This is a genomic window from Pararhodobacter sp. CCB-MM2 (assembly GCF_001691415.1).
Lineage (GTDB): Bacteria > Pseudomonadota > Alphaproteobacteria > Rhodobacterales > Rhodobacteraceae > Pararhodobacter.
Genome location: NZ_LRRR01000003.1, coordinates 82,949 through 107,447 on the forward strand (window position 1 = coordinate 82,949; position 24,499 = coordinate 107,447).

Consider the following 24,499-nt stretch of genomic DNA (forward strand, 5'->3'; position numbering starts at 1 on the left):
CCTGTCGGGGTCGGGAGGAAGGCTAGCCGTGCATCACCCCTTTGAAAATTTGATTGGTTCAATGGGTGGTATTCAGCGGATTCATGCGTCTTCGGCCACCGAGGCATGCAATTGCCGCCGCAGCCAGATCAGCGCCGGATCGGTGTCGCGCATCGAATGCCACTGGAGCACCTGCTCCAGCGGCGCCATGGCAATCGGCGGCTCCACCAGCGCGAGGCCGCCGACCTCGCGCGCCATGCGCTCGGCGAGGCGGCGTTGCACCAGCGTGATCCGATCGGTCCCGCGCACGAGGTCCGGCAGCGAGTGGAAGCTGAACGAGGTGACGGCAATCGTCACCTCCACCCCGGCATCGCGCAGGAGGTGCGAGGCATAGCTCTGGCCGCCGACCGGGGGCTCCATGCCGACATGCTGGGCCTGCGCGAAGCCCTGCAGGTCCATCCGCTGCGCCAAGGGATTCGCGGCATCCATCACACAGACCATCGGATCGGCCAGCAGCGGGTCCGAGGGATGGTCGGGCGAGGAATAGACCCGCGGCGCGATCAGGAGGTCGGTATCCCCGCGTTCCAATTGCAGGCCGGGATAGGTGCGTTGCGCCTTGATCGCCAGCTTCATGCCGGGCGCGGCCCGGGCGATGCGGCGCACGAAGGGCGGCACCACGGTGGCGAGGCTGTAATCCGAGACCATCAGCGCGATCGTCCGGGTCGAGGTCAGCGGGTCGAAATCGGGCGGGGTGGCGACGGCGGCCTCGATCCGCACGAGGATGTCGCGCACCGGGCCTGCGAGGGATTCGGCACGCGGGGTCAGTTCCATCCGCCGGCCGACCTGCACCAGCAGCGGGTCGTCGAAATACATCCGCAGCCGGTTCAGCGCGTTCGACATGGCCGATTGGGTGATCGACAGCTCGTCGGCGGCGCGGCTGACGCTTTGCAGCCGGATCAGCTTGTCCAGCGCCGCCAGCAGATTGAGGTCGAGATTTTGGAAGCGCATCAGCCACCTCCCAGAAGTCTGATGAATACCTTGCATTGATACTTACAATTTCATCAATGGAAACCCCCTCACTATGGTCGCCTCCAACGAAGCGCAAAGGGAGGCACTGCGTGTTCCGCTATTTCCCCACGAATTACGTCTGGGACCTGTCGATCAACCTGTCGATCGAGATGGGCGGGCGCTTAGGCGAGATCGAGGCGATGTGTGCGCCCCTGAAGGAGGCAGCTTTGACCCCCGAAGACGGCGGCACGCTCGCCTTCCGCAAGGTCTGGTCCGAGGGGGCCGACAATCTCATCGACCTCGCGCAGGACGATCTGGCCCGGGGCCGCAGCCTGTCCGCGTCGAACAAGCTGATGCGCGCGGCCAACTACCTGATCACCGCCGAACGCCTGCAGGCGCATGGCTCGGAAGGGCGGATGGCGCTCTATCGCAAGCATCTGGCGAGTTTCTATCAGGCGCTCTCGCTTGGCGGCACCGACGCTTACCGCGTGTCGATTCCCTATGAGGGCAAGCATCTCTCGGGCATCTTCGTCCCGGCCGAGGGCGTGGACGGCCCGCAGCCCGTGCTGGTGCAGGTCAACGGCTTCGACAGCACCAAGGAGATGCGCTTCATGGCGCAGCTGCCGGGGATGCTGGCGAAACGCGGCATCGCGTCCCTCGTGCTGGACCAGCCGGGAACGGGCGAGGCGCTGCGCCTGCAAGGCCTCACCGCGCGCCATGACAGCGAGCATTGGGCGACCCCGGTCTATGACTGGCTCGCCGCGCGGCCGGATGTCGACGCAAAGCGCATCGGCATGGAGGGGGTCAGCCTCGGCGGTTACTACGCGCCGCGCGCCGTGGCCTTCGAGCCGCGCTTTGCCTGTGGCGTCAGCTGGGGCGCCAACCACGATTGGCGCGACGTGCAGAAGCGGCGGCTGGAGCGCGAGGGCGATTTCCCCGTGCCGCATTACTGGTCGCATGCCGCCTGGGTCTTCGGGGCCAAGGACACCGACGACTTCATGGCCAAGGCCGAGCACATGCATCTCGATGGTGTGCTGGACCGCATCCGCGTCCCGTATCTCGTGACGCATGGCAAGCATGACAGCCAGATCCCGCTGAAATGGGCGCATCGCACCTATGAGCAGCTGGTCAACAGCCCGCGCCGGGAACTGGTGATCTTCGACGAGCGCACCGGGGGCGTGCAGCATTCCAGCGTCGACAACTCGGGCCCCGCGCTCGACTGCATTTCCGATTTCGTCGCCGAATGCCTCGGCGGCCGCATTGCCTGAGGGGGAAACCATGCAGATCATCGGTCCCGATTTTCTGGTCTTCGGCGTGGACGACGTGCCCGCCTGCCACGATTTCCTCACCGCCTATGGGCTCGATCCCGTCGGCTACAGCCCCGAGAAGGGCGGCCGCTATATCGCGCTCGACGGCACGGGGCTGGAGATCCGGCGCCGTGACGATCCCTCGCTGCCGCCGGCGCTGAAGACCGGCAACATGCTGCGGCTGCAGGTGATCGGCGTGGTGGACGAGGCCGCGCTTTCCGCCGTCGAGGTCGAGCTGTCGCGCGACCGGCAAGTGCTGCGGCTGGCCGACGGGACGCTGCGCACGCAGGACGACCAAGGCTTCGAGCTGGCCTTTCAGGTCAGCATCCGCAAGCCCCTCGACCTGCCCGGCGAGAAGGTCAACGCGCCCTATGCGCCGGGCCGCCCGGTCAACGCCGTGGGCGTCACGCAGGACATGCCGGCGAAGCCCCGCACGCTCTCGCATGTCGTGCTCTTCACGCCCGATATCGACACCGCTGTCGGCTTCTACCGTGACCGGCTGGGCTTTCGCATCACCGACACGCTCACCGGCGCCGGGCCCTTCCTGCGCCCGCAGGCGAACCCCGATCACCACACGCATTTCTTCATCCGCACGCCCCCCTACATGCAGGGCGTCGAGCATCTGGCCTTCCATCTCGGCGGCCCGACCGAATTGATGCTCGCCGGCAGCCGGATGATGGAACAGGGCTTCGAGAGTTTCTGGGGCCCCGGCCGCCACAAATTCGGCTCGAACTGGTTCTGGTACTTCAAGAGCCCCCTTGGCTGTAACGTCGAATTCGACGCCGACATGGACACCCATGACGATACCTGGGCCCCGCGCGAGGCGCCGATGGGACCGGAAGCCAGCCAGGCCTTCCTGCTGCAATGGCGCGCGAAATGGGCGCCGGGTGGCGGGCCTCCGGGCGGGCCGAAGGGCTGAGGATGCTCTGCCATCTGGCGGATCTGGACGACGGTGAGGCGCGGGGGTTCGAGGTCCCGGGCCTCAAGGCGAAGGTGATCGTGGTGCGCCGGGAGGGGCGCGTCCATGGCTGGCGGGATCTCTGTCCGCATTACGCGGGCGGCACGCCGATGGCCTGGAAACGCGACGCCTATCTGAACGGTGCGCGCACGCATCTCGCCTGCCATGCCCATGGGGCGTGGTTCGACATCGAAACGGGCGCCTGCGTGCAGGGCCCCTGTCTGGGCAAGCGGCTGACCCGCGTGCCCCTGCGACTGGACAAGGACGGCGGCATCCATCTGGACCGCTGAACCCTGAGGGAGGGGAATATGGGCGACAAACGGCGGATCCTCATCGTGGGGGGCGGCTTCTCCGGCATGAGCGCGGCGATCCTGCTGGCCGAGGCCGGGAATGCGGTCGATCTGGTCGAGATCGACGCAGGCTGGCGCAGCTATGGCGCCGGGATCAGCCTCAATGGCGGGATCTTCCGGGTCTTCGCGCGGCTGGGGATCCTTGAGGCCTTCAAGGCGGTGGGCTCCATGACCGACGGGGTCGAGATGCGCAGCCCGGCTGACACGCCGGTCGCGCGCCTGCCCACCCCCTCGCTGCAAGAGGGCGCCACGGGCAATGGCGGCATCCTGCGGCCGGTGCTGGCCAAGCTGCTCTCGGACCGGGTGCGGTCGACTGCGACGAAGGTGCGCCTCGGGATCAGCGCCACGGGTTTCGACAACCGCAAGGACGGCGTCACGGTGACCTTCAGCGACGGCACCAGCGGCGAGTATGACCTCGTGATCGGCGCCGACGGGCTCTATTCCACCACCCGCGCCGCGATCTTCCCCGATGCCCCGAAACCCCGCTACATCGGTCAGGCCGTCTGGCGCGCCGTGCTGCCCCTGCCCGCAGGGATCGAGACGGTCACCATGTGGATCGGCTCGAAGCTGAAATACGGGGTCAACGGCGTCTCCGACGGCCGGGCGTATCTCTTCGTGACCGAGGACCGGCCGACCAATGACCGCGTGCCCGAAGACGCCCAGCTGGAGATCCTGCGCGGCCTGCTTCAGGGCTTCCCGGCCAAGACAGTGCAGGACATCGCCGCCGGTCTCAATGCCGACAGTCAGGTGATCTACCGCCCGCTGGAACAGATGCTGATGCCCCGCCCCTGGCATCGCGGCCGCGTGGTGCTGATCGGCGACGCGGTGCACGCGACCACACCCCATATGGCCGCCGGGGCGATGATCGGCATGGAGGATGCGGTGGTGCTGGCCGATGAGCTAGCCGCGCAGGACATCGAGGGGGCGCTCACCGCCTTCCAGGACCGCCGTTGGGAGCGCTGCCGCATGGTCGTCGAGAACTCGGGCCGTCTGGCCGAGATCGAGCAGGGCCATGGCACGCCCGAGGAACACCAGCGGATCATGGGCCAGACCCTCGGCGCGCTGGCGGCGCCGATCTGATGGCCTTCCCGCCGATCACCCGCGTCGTCACCGGCCATGATGCCGAGGGCAAGGCGATCATCGCCGAGAACGGGCCCCTGCCCCATGTCGCCGAGATCGCCGCCATCCCCGGCACCGTGTTTCACGAGATCTGGGCCACCGAAGGCGCCCCCGCTCCGGTCGGCAATGGCGCGGACCCGACCCTCGGGCCACTGCGCCTGCCGCCGCCCGCGCAGGGCACCCGCATTCGCATCGTCGACATCCCGCCCGATACCGAGGATTTCCTCCGCCACGGCGCCGCCAAGATGCAGGACGCCTTCACCCAGATCGGCGATGCCGAGGCCTCGACCGTGGCCGAGGACAGCCCCCATCCGCTGATGCACCGGACCGAGAGCGTCGATTACGGCGTTGTTCTTGCGGGCGAATGCACGCTGGTGCTGGACCGGGACGAGGTACTGCTGAGGCCCGGCCATGTCGTCGTCCAACGCGGCACCAACCACGCCTGGGCCAACCGCTCGGGGCAGCCCTGCCGGATGCTCTTCGTTCTGGTGGACGGCCGGTTCGATCCCGACCTAACCTCCCGCGACTGAGAGAGGAGATCCCATGAAACTCGCCACCCTGCCCAACGGCACCCCTGACGGCCGCCTGCATGTCGTCAGCCGCGACCTGACCCGCTGCGCCCCCGCCATGGCCGCCCCCACCCTGCAGGCGCTGATGGAGGATTGGGCAACCCTCGCCCCCGCCCTGACCGCCGAATACGAGGCGCTGAACGAGAGCGGCGGCGTGGCTTTCGACCCCGCGCAGGCCCTCGCGCCCCTGCCGCGCGCCTGGCAATGGCTGGATGGCTCGGCCTTCGACAGCCATGGCGAGTTGATGCAACGGGTGTTCAAGATCGCGCCGGTCGATACCGAGGGCCGGCCCCTGATGTATCAAGGCATGTCGCATCAATTCCTCGCCCCCTGCGCCGATGTCCCCCTTCCGTCTGAGAGTGATGGCATTGATTTCGAAGGCGAATACGGGCTGATCACCGACGCCGTACCGATGGGCGTCGATGCCGCCACCGCGCGCGGCCATATCCGCCTGCTGGTGCAGATCAACGACTGGTCCCTGCGCCGCATCGCGCCTTTGGAGATGAAGACCGGCTTCGGCTGGATCCACGCCAAACCCGCCTGCTCCATGGCCCCGGTCGCCGTGACCCCGGATGAACTCGGGCCCCATTGGAGCGACGCCCGCATCGCCCTGCCGCTGCAGATCGACTGGAACGAGACCCGCTTCGGCGCCGCCAATGGCGCGGCGATGAGCTGCGGTTTCGACGATCTCGTCGCCCATGCCGCCTATTCCCGCAGCCTCGTCGCCGGCACGGTGATCGGCTCGGGCACCGTCTCGAACGAGAACTACCGCGAGGTCGGCTCCTCCTGCATCGCCGAGCGGCGCGGCATCGAGATGGAGGATCTGGGCGAGCCCAAGACCGCCTTCATGGCCTTCGGCGACCGCATCCGCATGGAAGCCCGCCTGCCCGACGGCACGCCCCTCTTCGGTCCCATCGACCAGAAAGTTGTCAAAGCATGAGCCCTGCCCCCTCGTCCTTCACCACGCTCGGCACCGGCGGCGGCCCGATGCAGAACCCGATCCGCTCGCAACCCGCGCATCTGGTGATGAACGGTGATCGCCCCGTGCTGGTCGATTGCGGGGAGGGGGCGATGGGGCAACTCAAACGCGCCGGGGTCGAGTTCAAAGCGGTGCAGGAGATCTTCCTCACGCATCACCATTTCGACCATATCGGCAGCCTCTTCGCCTGCCTCGGCGTGAACATGATGACCATGCGCCAGACGCCCCTGACGATCTACGGCCCGCCCGGCACGCGTGCGATCGTCGAGGGGCTGATCGCCGCCTGCGACGTGCCGCAAGCCATCGGCTTCGGCGTGAAGGGCCAGACCCTGCCCCATCCGCGCGACTTCACGCGGGTGGTGGAAATCGACGCCACGTCGCGCATCGAACTGGGCGAGATGGTCGTCACCGCCTGCGAAAACACCCATTACCGCGCCGAGAGCGAGGCCGGCCGACCCGGCCCCCTCTCGCTGTCCCTGCGCTTCGATCTGCCGGGCCGCAGCCTGATCTTCACCGGCGATACCGGCCCCTGTCAGGCAGTCGAGGTGCTTGCGCGTGGCTGCGATTTGCTGGTGGGCGAGATGATGGATCTGGACCACACGATGGGCCGCGTCCGCGCCACCAATCCCCATATGCCCGAGGAGGCACTGCAGAAGATCCGCGCGCATCTTTCGGGCCATCACCTCTCGCCCGAGGATCTCGGCGACCTCGCCCAGCGCGCCGGCGTTAACCATGTCGTCGCCACCCATTTCGCCCCCGGCTGCGCCACGCCCGACACTGCCGAGAGCTACGCCGCCCGCATCGCCGCGCGCTTCGCGGGGAAAGTCAACATCGGCGCCGACCTCGGGTCCTATTGATGCGGGTGCTGGTCACCGGCGCGGGCGGCTTCGTCGCGCAGGCGCTGATCCGCGCCCTGCCCGCAGCTTTCCCGAATGCCGAGCTGATCCTCACCGACCGCGCTCCCGGCCCTTGGCGGACCGGCGACCTCGGCGATCCCGGTTTCATCGACCAACTGACCGAGGCCCCGCTCGATCTGGTCTTCCACCTCGCCAGTCTCCCCGGCACGCTGGCCGAGCGTGAACCCGAACGCGCCCGCCGGATCAATCTCGACGCGCCGCTCCACCTCGCCGACCGCCTCGCCGCGCAGACCCGTGCTGGCGGGGTGAGACCGCGCCTCGTCTTCGCCAGCTCCATCGCCGTCTTCGGCCCCCTGGGCTCGGCGCCCGTGTCCGAGGATCATCCCCCCGCGCCGACGCTCAGCTACGGCGCGCAGAAATGGATGACCGAGATCTACCTCGCCGATCTCACCCGCCGCGGCGACCTCGACGCGATCAGCCTGCGCCTGCCCGGCATTGTCGCCCGTCCCGAGGGCGCCGGCGGTTTCGGCTCGGCCTTCATGTCCGAAATCTTCCACGCCGCGCGCAAAAACCGTCTCTACACTTGCCCAACCGGCCCCGATGCGACCGCCTGGTGGATGTCCCGATCAACCTGTGCCGCCAACTTGTTGCACGCCGCCACGGCCCGCGACCTGCCCCCGACCGTCACCCTTCCCGCGCTTCATGCCAGCCTACGTGATGTCGTCGAAGCCCTCGGCGCCACCCAGATCACTTGGGCACCTGACCCGAAGATCGAGACTCTCTTCGGCCGCCAACCCCCGCTCCTCGCCCCCAAGGCCCTCGCCGCCGGCTTCAGAACTGATGCCACGCCGAAGGCCCTCGTCGAGCAAGTGCTCCACGATCTGAGGACCGACGCCGCGGCCCCTTCATCTTTGCTCTAGAAATATCCCGGGGGGAGCCGAAGGCGGGGGGCAGAGCCCCCCTCCGCCCCCTCAACGCGGGCTGCGCTTCGCCAGAATGCGCTGCAAGGTCCGACGATGCATCGACAACCGCCGCGCCGTCTCGCTGACATTGCGGTCGCATTGCTCATAGACGCGCTGGATATGCTCCCAGCGCACGCGATCGGCGGACATCGGGTTTTCGGGCGGCTCGGGCAGGACGGCGCCTTCGCGTTGCAGCAGCGCGTTCACCACCTCATCGGCATCGGCCGGCTTCGACAGGTAGTCCGTCGCGCCGATTTTCACCGCCGCTACTGCTGTGGCAATCGCGCCGTATCCGGTCAGCACGACGATCCGTGCATCGGGCCGCTTGGCGCGCAGCGCCTCGACCACATCCAGACCATTGCCATCTTCCAGCCGCAGGTCGATCACCGCATAGGCCGGCGGGCGCGAGACGGCCAGCGCCTTGCCAGCGGCCACGGACCCGGCGGTCTCGACGGTGAAACCGCGACGCTCCATCGCGCGGGCGAGGCGCTTCAGGAACACCTCGTCATCATCGACCAGCAGAAGGGACGGGTCCGCGCCAAGGTCGAGAGGGCTGTCATCGGCCATGATTATGTCCTTGCGTCTACTGCCTACGATCTAAGCAGCCTACGTTTCAAAAGCAAACCCGGATGCAAGAAACCTGATATGTTCCCCTGCAACCCGGCGAAGGATTATAGACGCGACAGGAAGCACTGCGCCTTCTCGGCGACGGCTTCGGCGGTTTCGTCGTGACGGAAGATCTCGACCGTGCCTTGGCCGGGGATCACGAAATAGCTGAAGGTCGAGTGGTCCATCAGATAGAACTCGTCATCGCCACTGTCCTGCTGTGCGAAATAGGTGCGATACGCGCGCGAGGCGGCCCGGACCTGCTCATCGCTGCCGGTCAGGCCGACCATGCGCGGATGGAAGATCGAGGCAAACTCGCCGACCACCTCGGGCGTGTCGCGCGCCGGGTCGAACGAGATGAACACCGGCTGTACGATCTCGCCGTTCTCTTCCAGGATCTCGGTCGCCAGCGCATTGCGGGCGCTGTCCAGCGGGCAGACATCGGGGCAGAAGGTGTAGCCGAAATAGACGATCGACGGCATCGTGATCACATCGGCATCGGTGACCGTCTGGCCCTCGCTGTTGACCAGCGTGAAGGGCCCGCCAATCTGGTCCAGCCCGCCCATGGCATTGGTCGTGCGGCAAGGCGCGAAGGGATCCTGATCCATGCCCAACATGTCGCGCAGCCAAGGTGGCTGGAACATCGCCAGCGCCCCCAGCACCAGCAGCATGAGGGTCACGAGCGCCGCAGCGCCGATCGCATAGGCCTTGGTCATGGCAGGTCTCCTGTTCGCTGCGCGCTTGATGCCTCAGCCCCTGCCGCGTAACAAGGCGCAAAGCCGTGACCGCGACAACAGGACGCCGATGGACAGCCAGGCGCAGGGGCTCATGAACCGGGATGTGCAGGGCCATTGGGTCCGGCTGGAAACGCTGACGCGCGTGCGCTGGCTGGCCGCGACCGGGCAGGTCTTTGCCCTGCTGCTGGCGCATTTCGTGCTGAACCTGCATTTCGCGCTGGCCCTGTGCCTGGCCGTGGTCGGCGTTTCAGCCGCGTCGAACCTTGCGTCGATGACCGTCTTCCCCCGCACGCGCCGCCTGTCGGAGGGCGAGACGCTGCTCACCCTGATCTTCGACACTACCCAGTTGGCGCTGCTGCTGTTCCTCACCGGCGGCATGAACAACCCCTTCGGCCTGCTGCTGATCGCCCCGGTCACCATCGCCGCCACCGCACTGACCCTGCGCGCGGTGCTGATCCTTGGCGGGCTGGCGGTCGCGCTGGCCTCCCTGCTGGCCTTCACGTTTGAGCCCCTGCGCACCGCCTCGGGCGATATCCTCGTGCTGCCGGACCTGTTCCGCTACGGCTTCTGGATCGCTTTGGTGATCGGCATCGCGTTCATCGGCCTCTATTCCCGCTCCGTCGCGGCCGAGAAGCATCGTCTGACCGAGGCCCTTCTGGCGACCTCCATGGCCTTGGCGCGGGAGCAGAAGCTCACCGATCTGGGCGGGGTTGTGGCCGCCGCCGCGCATGAGCTCGGCACGCCTCTGGCCACGATCAAGCTGGTCTCGGCCGAACTGATCGACGCGCTGGACGATCCCGATCTGGCCGAAGACGCGCGGCTGATCCGGGAGCAGGCCGACCGGTGCCGCGCCATCCTGCGCTCCATGGGGCAGGCCGGGAAGGATGATCTGCACCTGCGTCACGCGCCGCTGGAAGCCGTGGTAGACGAGGCCGCCAGCCCCCACGCCGCGCGGGGCAAATCGATCAGCTTCGATGCGCTGCCCGCCCATCATCCTGACGCCACCCCGATGCCGGAGATCCTGCGCCGGCCCGAAATCGTCCACGGCCTGCGCAACCTGATCCAAAATGCCGTCGACTTCGCCGAGGCGCAGGTCTGGATCGAGGCCGATTGGGACGCCCGCCGCATTGTCCTGCGGGTCATCGATGACGGCCCCGGCTATCCGCCCCATTTGCTGGCCCGGATCGGCGAGCCCTATCTGCGCCAGCGACGGGCCGCCGATTCCCGCGACGACAGCCGCCCGGAATACGAGGGGATGGGCCTCGGCCTGTTCATCGCCAAGACCTTGCTGGAGCGGACCGGCGCGCAAGTCGGCTTCCGCAATTGCACCGGGGCAAGCCTGCCACGGCGTGGCGACTCAACCCGCTGCGGCGCCCTGGCCGAGGTGCAATGGCCCCGTCAGGCGATCGAAGCAGACCCCCGTCGGGCCCTTGGCGACAATACCCCGCTGGACCCCAGCGGCGCCTGAAACCATCGCAAAATCAATGATATAGAATCCAGAGCTGAGAGCCGGTCTCAGCTCTTAACTCGCGTTTAACCAATATGGCCGAAGTTGGGCAGAAGTAAGGAAATGCCCGGCCTTTTTGCGGCAATATTGGGGAAGCCCCATGTCGACCACTTTCGCCTTCGCCCTTGTCCTCGTGGCCAGCTCGGCCGTGACGATCCTTGCCACGCTGCTGATCGCCTCGGCCTTGCAGGCGCGCCGCGTGGAGGGGCCGCAGATGCTGTCCCCCGGTGGAGACGCGGCTTTCCTGTTCGACAGTGGCACCTTGGTGGACGCCAATCCGCGCGGCCGCGCCTTGCTGGACTCGCTGCATCATGCCGATGCCGAGGAGCAGGCAGACTGGTCCCGCATCAGCCGGTTTCTGGCCCGTGAGTTCCCCGGATTCGGCTCTACGCTTGCCGAATTGCCGCTTTCTCGTCGCGCACGGCTGATCGCGGAAGATGGCCGCGGCACCGAATTGCAGATGGATTGGCTGGAGGGCGCGCTGCGTCTCACCGTGATCGACACGCTGGCCGAAGACGCGGCGGTCGTCCTCGACCGCCTGTCGTTCCGCGCCATGCAGGAAGAGGTCGCGCAACTGCGCCAATTGACCGAGGCCGCGCCGCTTCTGTCCTGGCGCGAGGACGCGCGGGGCCGGATCACCTGGGCCAATGAGCAATACCTCAAGCATCTGGCCCGCAGCGGCGCCGGCGACACCCTCAGCTGGCCCCTGCCCGCGCTTTTCCCGGAAGACAGCACGGCCCCACGCCGCCGCGCTCTCCCGCTTGGCAAGGGGCGAGAGGCCTGGTTCGACCTCACCCGCATCGAGGAAGGCGACGAGGCGCTGGTCTATGCCCTGCCCGCCGATGAGGCCTACAAGGCCGAGCGGACCAAGCGCGAATTCATCCAGACCCTGACCAAGACCTTCGCCACCCTGCCCATCGGCCTCGCTGTCTTCGACCGGACGCGGCGGCTGCAGATGTTCAACCCGGCGCTCACCGACCTGACGGGTCTGGAGCCGGAATTCCTGCTGTCAAAGCCGGGGATCGAAGGTTTTCTGAACCGCATGCGCGACAAGCATGTCCTGCCGGAGCCGCGTGATTACCGTAGCTGGGCCAAGCGCCTGCTGGAGATCGAAACCGCCGCCCCGCAGGGCGAATTCGAGGAAACCTGGTCCCTGCACTCGGGCCAGACCTTCCGCGTCAGCGCCAATCCCCATCCGGACGGCGCGCTGGCCTTCCTGATCGAGGACATCACCTCCGAGACCCATCTCAACCGCAATACCCGCGCCGAGCTGGAGACCACGCAATCGGTGCTGAACCAGATCCCGGACGCGCTGGCGGTCTTTGCCCCGAATGGCGAGCTGGTCCTGACCAACGACGCCTTCTCCCGCCTCTGGACGCTGGAAGGTGAGGAGTCGCTGGGCGCCGTCACCCTGCCCCAAGCCCTTGCCGGATGGCGCGACACCGGCGGCGAGGCCGAGATGTGGCAGCGCATCGCCCTGTTGGCCCGCCCCGGCAAAGGCGATGGCGCCCCGGTGCGCGGGGTGATGCAGGATCCCGGTGGCAGCCCGTTGCAGGTCGAGGCGCGACGAACCTCGACGGGGGCGCTGATGATCGGCTTCACCGAGTCCACCGGTGCCCGCGCCAGCGACCGGGTCCGCGCCACGGCCTGACCCGCGCCAAAGCCTGAACCGAAACGCAAAACGCCGGACCCAAGGGCCCGGCGTTCGCAATACTCAGGATCGGCCGGTCAGCGGATCAGATCGAGGATTCGATCCAGCTCTGCAGCGCGGCTTTCGGCGCGGCGCCGACCTTGTTGGCGACGATCTGGCCGTCTTTCACCAGGAACAGCGCCGGGATGCCGCGGATGCCCATGGCAGCGGTGACCTGCGGGTTCTCATCCACGTTGACCTTGGCGATCTTCACGCGGCCTTCGAACTGCTCGGACAGCTCTTCCAGAGCCGGGCCGATCTGGCGGCACGGGCCGCACCATTCGGCCCAGAAATCGATGACGACCGGCAGGTCGCTGTTGCGGACTTCGGCGTCGAAGGTGGCGTCGGTCACGGGGAAGGTAGCCATTTCAGGTCTCCTGACGTGTTCGGAAAAAGGGGGGCGATAATTCGGTCTGCTTCTACCTATGAAGACGCCGTATCCGGGTCAAGGGCAGCCCGGTCCAGAGCCGCCGCGACAGCCTGCGGCGAAAGCGTCATCAGTTGGCCCGTCGCGGTCCAAAGCAGCGCCGTTTCCACCTGCCGATCGGGGTACAAGCCCTGCAAAAGATGGGCATAGGCGCCCATCTGCCGCATCAGCCCCTCCGGCACGCGCCCCTCATTTTCCGGCACCACGCGGTTCGATTTGAAATCGACCGCGAGCACCCTGTCGGGCGTCAGGACCAAGCGGTCGATCACCCCCCACAGATTGTGCCCGTTCCAATGGCCGTTCAGCCCGACCTCGACCAGGGCCTCTTCGCTGAACAGGTCGGCGAGCGCGGCATTGTCCAGAACCGACTGCGCTTCGGTCAGGCAGGCCTCGCCATCGACCTGTCCCGCGATCAGCGCCATCCCCCGCGCCGGGCGATCGGCCTTCGGGATCGGCGCCAGCTCCTCCAGCAGCAGGTGGATCAGGCTGCCCCGTGCCATCGCGCGCTCAGTCTCGTCTCCCTCGCCGGGAAGCGCCTTGGCCCCACCCAGGGCCGAAGGCGTGAGTGCTTTCGGCGCCTCCACCAGCGGCGGCAATTCTGGCAATTCGGCAATATCAGAGACGGTTTTGACCCGCTCGACGGTCGTGCCCGGCGCGGGCCAGTGGCCGTGGGCATGCCGCAACCCGGTCCCCGCCGGAGTGTCCAAAGGTAGCGTTGCCAACGACTGAATGCCGTCCGCCACCTGCTGATACCAGCATTCCTTGTCCACATCGCCCGCGGCACAGACGATCAGCCACTTCTCGGCCCGCGTCAGGGCGACATAGAGCAGACGGTCGCTTTCTTCCTGCCGCAGACGCTCGGTCTCGGCATCGGCCTGCAATTGCGGCTCCGTCGCTTCGGCCTTGGCGGCGCGCAGGATCGGCACGCCCTCGGCCTCGCCCATCGCGGCGCCCTGCGGCGCGCGGCGCACCGCCGTGTCGGGCAGGATCACGATCGGCGCTTCCAACCCTTTCGAGCCATGCACCGTCATCACCCGGATCGCCCGCCCGGCCCCTTCGGATTGGCGCTTCACCTCGGCATCCGAGGCCTCCAGCCACCCCAGGAACCCGTCGAGCGAGGGCACATGCCCCTGTTCATAGGCCAACGCCAGATCGACGAAGGCCTCAAGCGCATCCTCCACCTCGGCCCCGAAGCGCGCGCGAATGCGGCGGCGGCCGTCATGACGGGTCAGCACCCGCTCGATCAACTCATAGGGGCGCAGGAAGTCGACTTGATTGCGCAAATCCTGCAGAACCGCCGTGGTTTCAGCGTGTTGCGGGTCATTCCTGAGACGCTCCCACAAGTAACCGGGCCGGCCTTGCGCCACCCGGAACAGCGCATCCTCGGTGAAGCCGAACAGCGGCGAGCGCAGGGCGACGGCCAGCGACAGATCGTCCTCGGGCAGCGCGAGGAACTTCAAGAGCGCGATCAGATCCTGCACCCCCAGCACCGAGCCCAAGGTCAGCCGGTCGGCGCCGGCGATCTCCAGCCCCTCGGCCTTGCACGCGCGGATCAGGGCGTGGAACAGCAGCGCGCGACGGCGCACGAGGATCAGGAAATCCCCCTCATGCACCGGACGCGGACCATCGCGGTCCATGATCTGTTCGCCACGGTCCAACATCGCCCGAATCTCCCGCGCCAGTTGGCGGGCGAGCTCGGCCTCGGCATTATCCGGCGAGGGACGGTCCAGCGGGCTTTCCCAAGGCGTCTCCTCGGCCTTGTCGGGCTTCGGAATCGCGGGCCAAAGATCGACCCGACCGGGCATCTTGGGGAAGAACGCCACATGCTCCGGCGCACCGCCCAGACCCTCCGAGCGACCGCCGAAGCAATAGTCCACCAACCGCAGCACGGCGTCTGACGACCGGAAAGAATGTTTCAATTCCTGCAGGCTTAGAGACTGATTGGACTCCGCCAGACGTTGCCGGAACTGCTCGCGCATGGTCTCGAAACCCTGCAGATCCGCGCCTTGGAACGAGTAGATCGACTGCTTCCGATCACCGACCACGAAGATCGTCCGCTCCAGCTGACGCGCGCCCTCACCGGCGGTGAATTCCTGCGTCAGCAGGTCAATCACCCGCCATTGGCCGGGCGAGGTGTCCTGCGCCTCATCAACGAGGATATGGTCGATCCCGCCGTCGAGCTTGAACAGCACCCATTGCGCCACATCGCTTTTCGACAGCAGGTCCCGGGCCAGCCGGATCAGATCGTCGAAATCCAACCAACCGCGCCGGGCCTTGGCCGCGTCGAAAGCGGGCAGCCAGAGCCGCGCGAAACCGTGCAACGCCTGCGCCGTGTCGCGCGCGTCCAACCCGATGCGCAGAGCGCGGGCCTCAGCCACGCGCTCGCCCAACTCGTCCAGCGCGGCGCGATCATCCGGGCCCAGCGCGGACTGAACGGCCTTGGTGCCATGCTTGCCGGTCTTGGCAGCAAAGGGTTCCTTGGCCCCAGCCCCGGTCAGAAGCGCATCCTCCAGCAGAACCATCCCGGCCAAGGTGCAGCCAGGAAAGGCTGACAGTTTGGTCGCCAGTTTCAAATCGGTGGAACCGCCGCCCGCCAACTTCGCCACGAACCGAGCGATCAGATCCCCCTCATCGCCGTCGAACACCTGCGCCAGAAGCCCGTCAAGCGTCAGGCCTTTCGGCACGGCGAACAGCAGGTCGAAATCAGGCATTTCGCCAGAAAAAGCGTCTCTAACCCTGCCCAAATCACCCAGAAGCTTGCCGAAAGCCTCCTCGTTCAGACGGGTGAGCAGACCGCGCATCGCGCCGGCCTCGGGCCCCTTGGCGAAGCGGTCCAGCAGCTCAAGCCGTAGCTGTTGCAGGCTGCGCTCATCGGCTTCCGAGAAGTCCGGCGGCACCCGCGCCTCCAGTGGGAAGCGCCGCAGCAGCGAGGAACAGAAGGCGTGGATCGTCTGGATCTTCAACCCGCCCGGCGTCTCGATGGCGCGGGCGAAGAGGCGGCGGGCCTTGGGCAGAAGCTCAGGATCGACCGTCGCCTCGCCCATCTCGGCCAGCTGCTTCAACAGCGCCGCGTCGTCCAGCATCGCCCATTCGCCGAGGCGCTTGAACAGCCGGTTCTGCATCTCGCTGGCCGCAGCCTTGGTATAGGTCAGGCACAAGATCTTGGAGGGCGGCGTCTCGTTGAGCAACAGCCGCGCCACCCGGTCGATCAGCACCTTGGTCTTGCCCGAGCCCGCATTGGCCGACAGCCAGGTCGAGGCCTGCGGCTCGGCCGCGCGGATCTGGTTCAGCGTCGCGTCATCCATGGTGATCCCCCACCTTGATCGTCTCGGGGGCGTCGGTGACCTCCCATTCGCCGCGCCGCGACAGCGCGTCGTAATCACCCGCGCGCCCTTCGACATCGACGGCGCGCATGGCAGTGAAGCCCTGATCCGGGTCGCGATAGGTGTCGATGAGCGTCAGCAGCCGCTCGCGGTGATTGTCCAGCACATCGGGCGCCGTGGGGCTTTCCCGCCGCGCGAACTTGGACCCGAGGCCGATATATTCCGCCAGCGCGACCTCTCCGGCACCGATCCCGAAAGCATTCTCACGCGCCATCATTGCCAGCAAAATCAACTGGATATTGAAATGCTCGATCTGTTTCGGCGAGGGCAATGAACCCGTCTTGTAATCGTAGATCTGAAGCCGTCCGTCGGGCAGCCGGTCGATCCGGTCGGGCTGGCCGGTCAGGCGGAACGGTGGGTCGGACAGGGTCAGACCGCCCTTCTCCTCGCGCAGGACCGGCTCGCCCTCCAGCCCCGAGTTCCAGGCGACGAACTCCTGCGCCACCCGGTCGAGCCGCGCGCGCCAGTGCTGGCGCGTCGCCTCCCAGGGGCAGGCCTCGGCCAGCACGCGTTCGGCGATGGCGAAGAAATCGGGCAGGTCGGGCGCAGTGCCGGGGGGATGGTCGCGGACGTAATCCTCTGGCACGCGGTGCAGTACGGTGCCGCGCAGGCGGGCATCCGCCTCCGGCGCCAGCGGGTCGAGCGGGCGCAGCTTCAGGATGCGCTCCGCATAGATGTGGTAGGGGTCGCGGATAAGCTTCTCGATCCGGGTGACCGGCAGCTCATCAACCCGCGCATCGGCGGGCGGCGCGGGCGCGGGGCGCGGGTTGCGGCGGGACGAGGTCTCGGGGACCGCGCGCAGATCGGCCTCTAGCGTCGCGGCGAGGGTCAGCCAATGGTCGCCCCGCGCGCGCATGCCCTTCAGCGCCGCCTCGCCGCCTTGGTCCTTCAGGCCGGCGATCAAGTTCGTCAGGCGATTCAGCCAGCGCGAGGGCACGGTCTCGGCCTCGGCATCACGTCGGGCGCGGGACAGGACCACCCGTTTCGCCCCGATCGCCTGCTGGAAGTCATGCGCCGAGAGGCCGACCTGACGTTCCGGCAGCAAGAGCCCCGCATCGAGCCGCATCTTGCGATTGAACCAAGGATCGGGCTTCGGTGCGGTGGGCCAAGTGCCTTCGGTCAGACCGCCGAGGATGACCAGATCCGCCCCCTGCGCGCGGGCCTCCAGCGTGCCCCAGATCATCACACGGGGATCGGATTCGGCAATCTCGCGCACCTGCTTCCCCGCAAAAAGCGTCTCTAACAAAGCAGAAAACTCACTTCCCGCAAGAGTCCCGCCGTGTTCGGCGTGCAGCGCCAGATCGTCGAACAGCGCCCGGGCGGCGCGGCCCGCTTCCTCGCGCCAAAGCTCACCCGCATCCTCCCCGCCGGCGCCATTGGCGAGCGCGGTGGCGAAGTTTTCCATCAGCGGGACCCAGTCCTGCAGCGGCAGATCGGCATCGCCCGGCACCTGCTCCAGCGCCGAGGACAGCCAATCCGCCCAGAGGCGACGCCATTGCTCCTTGGCCGCGAAGCCGTCGAGCGCCTTGCGGTCCGGGAAGGGCACGGCGTTGCGGCGCAGGTAGAGTTCCAGCTCGCGCAGGTGTTGCAGATGGGGGCCGCGCTCGGTGGCGGAATGGGTGATCGGGTGTTTCAGCAGCGCGATCAACGCCTCGGCGGTGACGGGGCCGGTCAGCAATTCGGCCGCTTGCCGCAGGAAACGGCCGGGCGCGGAGAGGCCCAGCGGGCGGCCGGCGCTGTCATCGGGGCGCAAATGCCAACGGTCGAGCGTCGCCGTCACGCGGCGGGCCAAGGTCCGGTCGGGGGTGATCAGCGCGGCGCTTTCGCCTCGCACGGCCGCATCGCGCAGGCAGAGGGCGATCGCCATCGCCTCGGTCCGCGGGCTGGAGGCCTCGATCAGCGTGAGCGGGTCGGTCGCCGGCGCCAGATCGCCCAGCGCAGGCCCGTCGCGGAGCCATTGGTCGGTGACAGGCGCGGGACGAAGAGCCAAGGAAACCAGCCGGTTGCGCGCGGCGTCGGGCGGTGGTGTTTCGCTCCACGACTGGACCACAGAGGGCGAGACGCCCATCAGGTCGGTCAGGTGGCGATAGCGGTATTGCGGGTGATCCTCGGAATGCAGGGGATCGTCGAGGCTTCGCCAGACCGGCGCGGGAAGGTCGAAATCGAAGCCCGGCAGCACCAGAGCGCCCTGCGGCAGATGCGCCACGGCCTTCATCAACAGCGCCGTCGGCCCGCGCGAACCGGTGGAACCGGCGACGATAAGCGGATGGGTCGGCGGCGTCACGGCCCAATCAGCGGCCAACCGTTCGGCGGCGGCGCGAAGGCGGGCCTGCCCGCCATCGGCGGGGCCGAGGAAGCGGGCGATCAGCCGGATGAAGCGCAGCGAGCGGTCCCAATGCAGCGAGTGTTGCGACACGTCGAGACGGTCCAGCATCTCCAGCGTGACACCCTCGCCCTGCATCTCATCGAGCAGCTTGAACAGGCTCTCGGCCAGCGAAAACGCGGCCGAGGTCGGCCCGAGGTCCGGCTCCGCCTGCAGCAACTGGCGGATCAGCTGGGACAGCTCCAACCGGGTCCGCAAGGGCGCCTCGTCGCTGGGCCCTGCGATGTCGGTGATCAGCCGGATGCGGGGCAGAAAGCCCGGACCTTGAGATCGGAGCGCTTCGATCAGCCGAGTCTGCATCCGCCCGGTGTTGACCAGAATCTCGGCCCGGGCCAGTGCCTCGGGCGGCAGGCCAGCGAAACGGGCGCGCAGGCCTTTGGCCAGTTCCAGCGGGAAATCGGCACCGGGCGCCACGCCGAACAGGCGCGGGCCGGTGAGGGGTTCAAAGACCGGCAAGACGCGTCTCCCACTCGTTATTCTCGGACAGACACACCACCTCACGCCCCTCGCCAATCAACGAAAACCGCAAGGTTAGAGCCTGCTTCGGCCGATCCTCGCCCAGTTTCTCGGGCCATTCCACAAGACAGAGCGCGGTCTCGAAGGCCTCGGCCAGCCCCAGTTCGATGGCTTCATCGGGATGCGACAGCCGGTAGAGATCGGCATGCCAGATCTCGAAATCCGCCTCATAGGTCTGCACCAAGGTGAAGGTCGGCGAGGGCACGTCCTCGGTCACGCCCAGCGCCCGGATCAGCGCGCGGGCGAAATGCGTCTTGCCGGCGCCGATCTGCCCTTCGAGCAGCAGCACGTCCCCCGGCCCCAGAAGGGGCGCGAAACGGCGGGCGAGCGCGTCGGTAGCGTCGGGATCGGGCAGCGGGATCGGGGCGTGGACCTGTCTCATCCGGGCAGACTATCCGCGCCCCAGCGCCGCCGCCAGAGCCCCCCGCCTTGCGAGACCCCGACCCCGAAGCCATATAGGGTCCGACAACGAAAGGTGTTTCACATGGCAGACGACAAGTTCCCTGGCTGGCACGGCACGACGATCCTCGCCGTGCGGCGCGGTGGCGAAGTGGTCGTGGCGGGCGACGGGCAGGTGAGCCTTGGGCAGACCGTCATCAAGGGCACGGCGCGCAAGGTGCGTCGCGTCGGTCCCGCCGGGCGCGAGATCGTCGTCGGTTTCGCCGGCTCCACCGCCGATGCCTTCACCCTACTGGAACGGCTGGAGAAAAAGCTGGAGGCCGCGCCCGGTCAACTGGCCCGCGCCTGCGTCGAGCTGGCGAAGGACTGGCGCATGGACAAATACCTGCGGAACCTTGAGGCCATGCTGATCGTCACCGATGGCGATGAGCTCTTCGTGCTGACCGGCGCCGGCGACGTGCTGGAGCCGGAACATGACATCGCCGCCATCGGCTCGGGCGGGAATTTCGCCGCCGCCGCCGCGCGGGGCCTCATGGAGACCGACCTTCCGGCCGAGCAGGTCGCGCGCAAGGCGATGGCGATCGCCGCCTCGATCTGCGTCTACACCAATGGCAACCTGACCGTGGAGACGATCCGCAAATGACCGACCTGACCCCCCGCGAAATCGTCTCCGAGCTGGACCGTTTCATCATCGGCCAGGCCGACGCCAAGCGCGCCGTCGCCGTTGCCCTGCGCAATCGCTGGCGGCGCAAGCAGCTGTCGGCCGATCTGCGTGACGAGGTCTATCCGAAGAACATCCTGATGATCGGGCCGACCGGCGTCGGCAAGACCGAGATCTCGCGCCGTCTGGCGAAGCTGGCGAAGGCGCCCTTCCTGAAGGTCGAGGCGACGAAATTCACCGAGGTCGGCTATGTCGGCCGCGACGTGGAACAGATCATCCGCGATCTGGTCGATGCCGCGATGATCATGACGCGCGAGCACATGCGCGCCGAGGTGTCCGCCCGCGCGCAGCAGAATGCCGAGGAGCGGGTGCTCGACGCGATTGCCGGCACCGATGCGCGCTCGGGCACGCGAGATCTGTTCCGCAAGAAACTCCGCGCCGGCGAGCTGGACGACACGGTGATCGAGCTGGAGATCGCGGAAGCCGCCCCCTCGATGCCGATGTTCGAGATGCCGGGCATGCAGGCGCAAGGGATGAATCTGGGCGACCTGTTCGGCAAGGCCTTCGGCGGTCGCACGACGAAGAAGCGCATGACGGTGGCCGAGAGCCACGAGATCCTGCTGGGCGAGGAAGCCGACAAGCTGCTCGATGAGGAGGCCGTGAAGGCCGCCGCTTTGGAAGCAGTGGAGCAGAACGGCATCGTTTTCCTCGACGAGATCGACAAGGTCTGCGCTCGCGCTGAAACCCGTGGCGCCGATGTCAGCCGCGAGGGCGTGCAGCGCGACTTGCTGCCGTTGATCGAGGGCACGACGGTCTCGACGAAGCACGGGCCGGTGAAGACGGACCACATCCTGTTCATCGCCTCGGGCGCGTTCCATGTGGCGAAGCCCTCGGACTTGCTGCCGGAATTGCAGGGCCGTCTGCCGATCCGCGTCGAGCTGAGTGCGCTGTCGGAGGACGATTTCGTCCGCATCCTGACCGAGACGGACAACGCCCTGACCCGCCAATACGCCGCGCTGATGCAGACCGAGGAAGTCGGTGTCAGCTTCACCGAGGACGGCATCCGTGCCTTGGCGAAGATCGCCGCCGAGGTGAATGAGAGCGTCGAGAATATCGGCGCACGCAGGCTCTATACGGTGATGGAGCGGGTGTTCGAGGAGCTGAGCTTCGTCGCACCCGACAAGGGCGGAGAGCAGGTCGTGGTCGATGCGGCCTATGTCGACGCGAATATCGGTGCGCTGGCCAAGTCTGCGGATCTGAGCCGTTACGTTCTCTGACCCGCGCATCCACTGCAGGAAATCGAAGGGCCGGAGCCATGCTCCGGCCCTTTTGCGTCCCGAACCGGGCCTTTCCGTGCTAGCCTTGCAGAACATCCGCCAGACAATCCCGCAGCCGCCCAGCCCCGGAGGTCCCATGGCCATCACCATTGCCGATCCCGTCGACAGCCCCGAAAAACTGCGTGCGATCCTGCCGCGCTGGACGGGGAATGCCTCGAAAAAGGATCTGGGCCGGGTGAACGAGGTCGCCGCGGCCTTCATCGCGCGGTCGCCCTATGTGGTCATCTCAAGCCACGGTGCGGATGGGCGGCACGATCTCTCACCTAAGGGCGATGCGCCGGGTTTCATCACCGTGCACGACCCCCAGACGCTGCTGATCCCCGACCGGTTGGGCAATCATCGGCTGGACACCTTCGAGAACCTGCTCACCAACCCGGCGCTGGGGCTGATCTTTCTCATCCCCGGCAATAACGAAACCCTGCGCATCGCCGGCACCGGGCGGATCGCCCGCGACGAAGCCCTGCGCGCGCCCTTCGCGGTGAACGGCAAGCTGCCCGAACTGGTGCTGGTGGTCACGGTCGAGCAGGTCTTCATGCATTGCTCGAAATCCTCGGTCCGGTCGCGGTTGTGGAAGCCCGCGGAATGGCCGGATACCGAGGGCGTGCCGACCCTCGCGCAATGGGTGAAATCCCATGTCGCCACCGAGCAGACGCTCGAGGAAATTCAAGCCGTGCATGACAACGACCGGCTGACCCGCCTGTACTGACGCCTAGTCGGCGATCAGATGCGGGGTCAGGCGTTCGCGCACGGCCTCCGGCATGGTGGCGGATTTGCGGGTCTTGGGGTCGAAGAAGACCTCGGTCAGGTCATAGGTCGCATGCAGCACGCCGGTCTCGGCATGGATCATGCGCAGGTGGAAGGTCATCGACTTGCCCCCCAGCCGCCGCGCCGCGCCGTCGATGACGAAACCGTCGCCCGCCACCAGCTCTTTGATGAAATTCGTCTCGGCCTTTGCGGAGACGATATGCACGCCGTGCTCTTCCAGCATCCATGAGATCGGGATGCCCAAGGCGGTGTAGAGGAAGAACGAGGCATCGTCGAAGAACGGCGCGTAATGGCGCACGTTCATGTGGCCGAAGATGTCGTGATGCCAGGGATGAACCACCCCGCGCAGCAGTTCCGGGCGACCGTCGGCCATGATGTTGCTCCTCCCTTGCAAGTGCGGCCAATCTTCCTGCCCGGACAGGGGGTGTCAATCATCGCCGGGTGTTGCGCAGCAGGGGCAAAGGGGATAGTCCCATCGCGTTCCAATCACGGGAGTTGCTCTATGTCCGCGCCCAAGAAAGTCGTGCTGGCCTATTCCGGCGGGCTCGATACCTCGATCATCCTGAAATGGCTGCAAACCGAATACGGTTGCGAGGTGATCACCTACACCGCCGACCTCGGCCAGGGCGAAGAGCTGGAGCCGGCGCGACAGAAGGCCCTGCTGCTGGGCATCAAGGAAGAAAACATTCACATCCTCGACGTGCGCGAGGAATTCGTGAAGGACTTCGTCTTCCCGATGTTCCGCGCCAACGCGCTCTATGAGGGTCTGTACCTGCTGGGCACCTCGATCGCGCGCCCGCTGATCTCCAAGCACCTCGTCGAGATCGCCCACAAGCACGGCGCCGATGCCGTCGCCCATGGCGCGACCGGCAAGGGCAACGATCAGGTCCGCTTCGAGCTGTCCGCCCTGGCGCTGGATCCGTCGATCCGCGTGATCGCGCCGTGGCGTGAGTGGGATCTGACCTCGCGCACCAAGCTTCTGGAATTCGCCGAGCAGAACCAGATCCCGATCGCCAAGAACAAGCGCGGCGAAGCGCCGTTCTCGGTCGATGCGAACCTGCTGCACACCTCGTCCGAGGGCACCGTGCTGGAGGATCCGGGTGTCGAGGCGCCGGATTACGTCGCCCAGCGCATCGTCGCCGTCGAAGACGCGCCGGATACGCCCGAGTTCATCGAAGTGACCTTCGAGAAGGGCGATGCCGTGGCGATCAACGGTGAGGCGATGTCGCCCGCCACGATCCTCACCGCGCTGAACGAATACGGCGCGAAGCACGGCATCGGCATGCTGGACTTCGTCGAGAACCGTTTCGTTGGCATGAAGTCGCGCGGCGTCTACGAGACCCCCGGCGGCACGATCCTGCTGGAAGCCCACCGTGGCATCGAGCAGATCACGCTGGACAGTGGCTCGGGTCACCTGAAGGACTCGATCATGCCGCGCTATGCCGAGCTGATCTACAACGGCTTCTGGTTCTCGCCCGAGCGTGAGGCCCTGCAGGCCCTGATCGACAAGACCCAAGAGCATGTCACCGGCACCGTGAAGCTGAAGCTTTACAAGGGCGTGGCGCGTACCGTGGCGCGTTGGTCGGATCACTCGCTGTATTCGGAGAAGCACGTCACCTTCGAAGAGGACGCGGGCGCTTACGATCAGAAGGACGCGGCCGGTTTCATCCGCCTGAACGCCCTGCGTCTGAAGCTGATCGCCACGCGGAATGCTCGGGTGGCCGGGAAGGAGTAATCCTTCCCCCCTTTTCCTGTTCGACAAAGCGAAACGGGCCGCGGCAATCGCGGCCCGTTTGCGTTCGGGGGAGATTGTGGATCCGGTGTCTTGGGGGACCGGATCGGAGCCTCAGCTGACCAGGGCGTAGATACCCAGCCAGAACGCCCCACCCAGCATCATGGCGAGGACAATGCCTGCCCCGGCGGGAAGCGATCCACCACGCGGTTGCGTAGCGGCGATCGACATGGAGGTCTTGGTCTGCGTGTTCATGCGCTGGTCCCTT

23 protein-coding genes are annotated in these 24,499 nt (G+C 66.9%); 14 read left to right on the plus strand and 9 right to left on the minus strand.

The annotated features are described in order from the left end of the window. Positions 1-81: 81 nt before the first annotated feature. A complete protein-coding gene (locus tag BCY78_RS05300) occupies positions 82-987 on the minus strand; it encodes a LysR family transcriptional regulator (protein ID WP_068298862.1) in 906 nt (301 codons plus the stop codon). A 110-nt stretch (positions 988-1,097) separates the two neighbouring features. Between BCY78_RS05300 and BCY78_RS05305 the strand changes: the two genes are divergently transcribed. From BCY78_RS05305 to BCY78_RS05340, 8 genes are read left to right on the plus strand one after another with little or no spacing between them, the layout of a single operon-like run. Continuing rightward, on the plus strand, positions 1,098-2,255 hold the full coding sequence (locus tag BCY78_RS05305; RefSeq protein WP_068298864.1) for a S9 family peptidase: 1,158 nt from the start codon (positions 1,098-1,100) through the stop codon (positions 2,253-2,255). Positions 2,256-2,265: 10 nt separating this feature from the next. Then, a complete protein-coding gene (locus BCY78_RS05310; RefSeq protein ID WP_068298867.1) occupies positions 2,266-3,213 on the plus strand; it encodes a VOC family protein in 948 nt (315 codons plus the stop codon). A 2-nt stretch (positions 3,214-3,215) separates the two neighbouring features. Beyond that, complete coding sequence (locus tag BCY78_RS05315; protein ID WP_068298868.1) at positions 3,216-3,542, plus strand: Rieske 2Fe-2S domain-containing protein; 327 nt, start codon at positions 3,216-3,218, stop codon at positions 3,540-3,542. Between the two features lie 18 nt (positions 3,543-3,560). Next, positions 3,561-4,682, plus strand: coding sequence for an FAD-dependent oxidoreductase (locus BCY78_RS05320; protein WP_068298870.1), 1,122 nt, complete (start codon positions 3,561-3,563; stop codon positions 4,680-4,682). After that, positions 4,682-5,251 carry a cupin domain-containing protein gene (locus tag BCY78_RS05325; RefSeq protein ID WP_068298873.1) on the plus strand — a complete coding sequence of 190 codons (570 nt, stop codon included), beginning with the start codon at positions 4,682-4,684 and terminating at the stop codon, positions 5,249-5,251. Before BCY78_RS05320 ends, BCY78_RS05325 begins: the two co-directional genes overlap by 1 nt. Before the next feature lie 13 nt (positions 5,252-5,264). Then, positions 5,265-6,230: a fumarylacetoacetate hydrolase family protein gene (locus BCY78_RS05330; RefSeq protein ID WP_068298876.1), complete on the plus strand. Its 966-nt coding sequence runs from the start codon at positions 5,265-5,267 to the stop codon at positions 6,228-6,230. Continuing rightward, positions 6,227-7,126: an MBL fold metallo-hydrolase gene (locus BCY78_RS05335; protein ID WP_199523116.1), complete on the plus strand. Its 900-nt coding sequence runs from the start codon at positions 6,227-6,229 to the stop codon at positions 7,124-7,126. Before BCY78_RS05330 ends, BCY78_RS05335 begins: the two co-directional genes overlap by 4 nt. Next, on the plus strand, positions 7,126-8,046 hold the full coding sequence (locus BCY78_RS05340) for an NAD-dependent epimerase/dehydratase family protein (RefSeq protein ID WP_068298879.1): 921 nt from the start codon (positions 7,126-7,128) through the stop codon (positions 8,044-8,046). Before BCY78_RS05335 ends, BCY78_RS05340 begins: the two co-directional genes overlap by 1 nt. 51 nt (positions 8,047-8,097) lie before the next feature. Here BCY78_RS05340 and BCY78_RS05345 read toward each other — a convergent pair whose 3' ends face one another. Continuing rightward, complete coding sequence (locus BCY78_RS05345) at positions 8,098-8,655, minus strand: ActR/PrrA/RegA family redox response regulator transcription factor (RefSeq protein WP_068298882.1); 558 nt, start codon at positions 8,653-8,655, stop codon at positions 8,098-8,100. Between the two features lie 104 nt (positions 8,656-8,759). Further along, positions 8,760-9,410 (minus strand): SCO family protein, encoded by a 651-nt coding sequence (locus BCY78_RS05350; RefSeq protein WP_068298885.1) that lies wholly within the window; start codon positions 9,408-9,410, stop codon positions 8,760-8,762. An 88-nt stretch (positions 9,411-9,498) separates the two neighbouring features. Here BCY78_RS05350 and regB point away from each other — a divergent pair, with 88 nt between their 5' ends. Next, positions 9,499-10,899 carry a sensor histidine kinase RegB gene (regB, locus tag BCY78_RS05355; RefSeq protein ID WP_068298887.1) on the plus strand — a complete coding sequence of 467 codons (1,401 nt, stop codon included), beginning with the start codon at positions 9,499-9,501 and terminating at the stop codon, positions 10,897-10,899. A gap of 139 nt (positions 10,900-11,038) precedes the next feature. Further along, positions 11,039-12,589, plus strand: coding sequence for a PAS domain-containing protein (locus tag BCY78_RS05360; RefSeq protein ID WP_068298890.1), 1,551 nt, complete (start codon positions 11,039-11,041; stop codon positions 12,587-12,589). 85 nt (positions 12,590-12,674) lie between these two features. Here the strand turns inward: BCY78_RS05360 and trxA are convergent, their stop codons facing one another. From trxA to tsaE, 4 genes are read right to left on the minus strand one after another with little or no spacing between them, the layout of a single operon-like run. Next, positions 12,675-12,995: a thioredoxin gene (gene trxA, locus BCY78_RS05365; RefSeq protein WP_068298893.1), complete on the minus strand. Its 321-nt coding sequence runs from the start codon at positions 12,993-12,995 to the stop codon at positions 12,675-12,677. Positions 12,996-13,051: 56 nt separating this feature from the next. Further along, complete coding sequence (addA, locus tag BCY78_RS05370) at positions 13,052-16,360, minus strand: double-strand break repair helicase AddA (protein WP_083194839.1); 3,309 nt, start codon at positions 16,358-16,360, stop codon at positions 13,052-13,054. Next, on the minus strand, positions 16,353-19,277 hold the full coding sequence (gene addB, locus BCY78_RS05375; RefSeq protein ID WP_068298894.1) for a double-strand break repair protein AddB: 2,925 nt from the start codon (positions 19,275-19,277) through the stop codon (positions 16,353-16,355). Before addB ends, addA begins: the two co-directional genes overlap by 8 nt. Beyond that, on the minus strand, positions 19,264-19,719 hold the full coding sequence (gene tsaE / locus BCY78_RS05380; RefSeq protein WP_068298897.1) for a tRNA (adenosine(37)-N6)-threonylcarbamoyltransferase complex ATPase subunit type 1 TsaE: 456 nt from the start codon (positions 19,717-19,719) through the stop codon (positions 19,264-19,266). Before tsaE ends, addB begins: the two co-directional genes overlap by 14 nt. Positions 19,720-19,821: 102 nt before the next feature. Here tsaE and hslV point away from each other — a divergent pair, with 102 nt between their 5' ends. The 3 genes from hslV to BCY78_RS05395 all read left to right on the plus strand — a co-directional run bounded on the left by hslV (position 19,822) and on the right by BCY78_RS05395 (position 22,440). Then, a complete protein-coding gene (hslV, locus tag BCY78_RS05385; RefSeq protein ID WP_068298901.1) occupies positions 19,822-20,379 on the plus strand; it encodes an ATP-dependent protease subunit HslV in 558 nt (185 codons plus the stop codon). Then, the gene (gene hslU / locus BCY78_RS05390) at positions 20,376-21,674 is read left to right on the plus strand and encodes an ATP-dependent protease ATPase subunit HslU (RefSeq protein WP_068298906.1); all 1,299 of its coding nucleotides are present in this window, start codon (positions 20,376-20,378) and stop codon (positions 21,672-21,674) included. The genes hslV and hslU overlap by 4 nt, the downstream gene beginning before the upstream one ends. A 136-nt stretch (positions 21,675-21,810) precedes the next feature. Next, positions 21,811-22,440 carry an MSMEG_1061 family FMN-dependent PPOX-type flavoprotein gene (locus BCY78_RS05395; RefSeq protein WP_068298908.1) on the plus strand — a complete coding sequence of 210 codons (630 nt, stop codon included), beginning with the start codon at positions 21,811-21,813 and terminating at the stop codon, positions 22,438-22,440. A 3-nt stretch (positions 22,441-22,443) separates the two neighbouring features. Here BCY78_RS05395 and BCY78_RS05400 read toward each other — a convergent pair whose 3' ends face one another. After that, positions 22,444-22,872: a thioesterase family protein gene (locus BCY78_RS05400; protein WP_068298914.1), complete on the minus strand. Its 429-nt coding sequence runs from the start codon at positions 22,870-22,872 to the stop codon at positions 22,444-22,446. A gap of 129 nt (positions 22,873-23,001) precedes the next feature. On the opposite strand from BCY78_RS05400, the gene BCY78_RS05405 reads away from it, so the two are divergent. Beyond that, positions 23,002-24,234, plus strand: a complete 1,233-nt coding sequence (locus BCY78_RS05405) for an argininosuccinate synthase (RefSeq protein WP_068298920.1) — start codon at positions 23,002-23,004, stop codon at positions 24,232-24,234. 111 nt (positions 24,235-24,345) lie between these two features. Here the strand turns inward: BCY78_RS05405 and BCY78_RS25530 are convergent, their stop codons facing one another. Further along, on the minus strand, positions 24,346-24,486 hold the full coding sequence (locus tag BCY78_RS25530; RefSeq protein ID WP_158515904.1) for a hypothetical protein: 141 nt from the start codon (positions 24,484-24,486) through the stop codon (positions 24,346-24,348). Between the last annotated feature and the right edge of the window lie 13 nt (positions 24,487-24,499).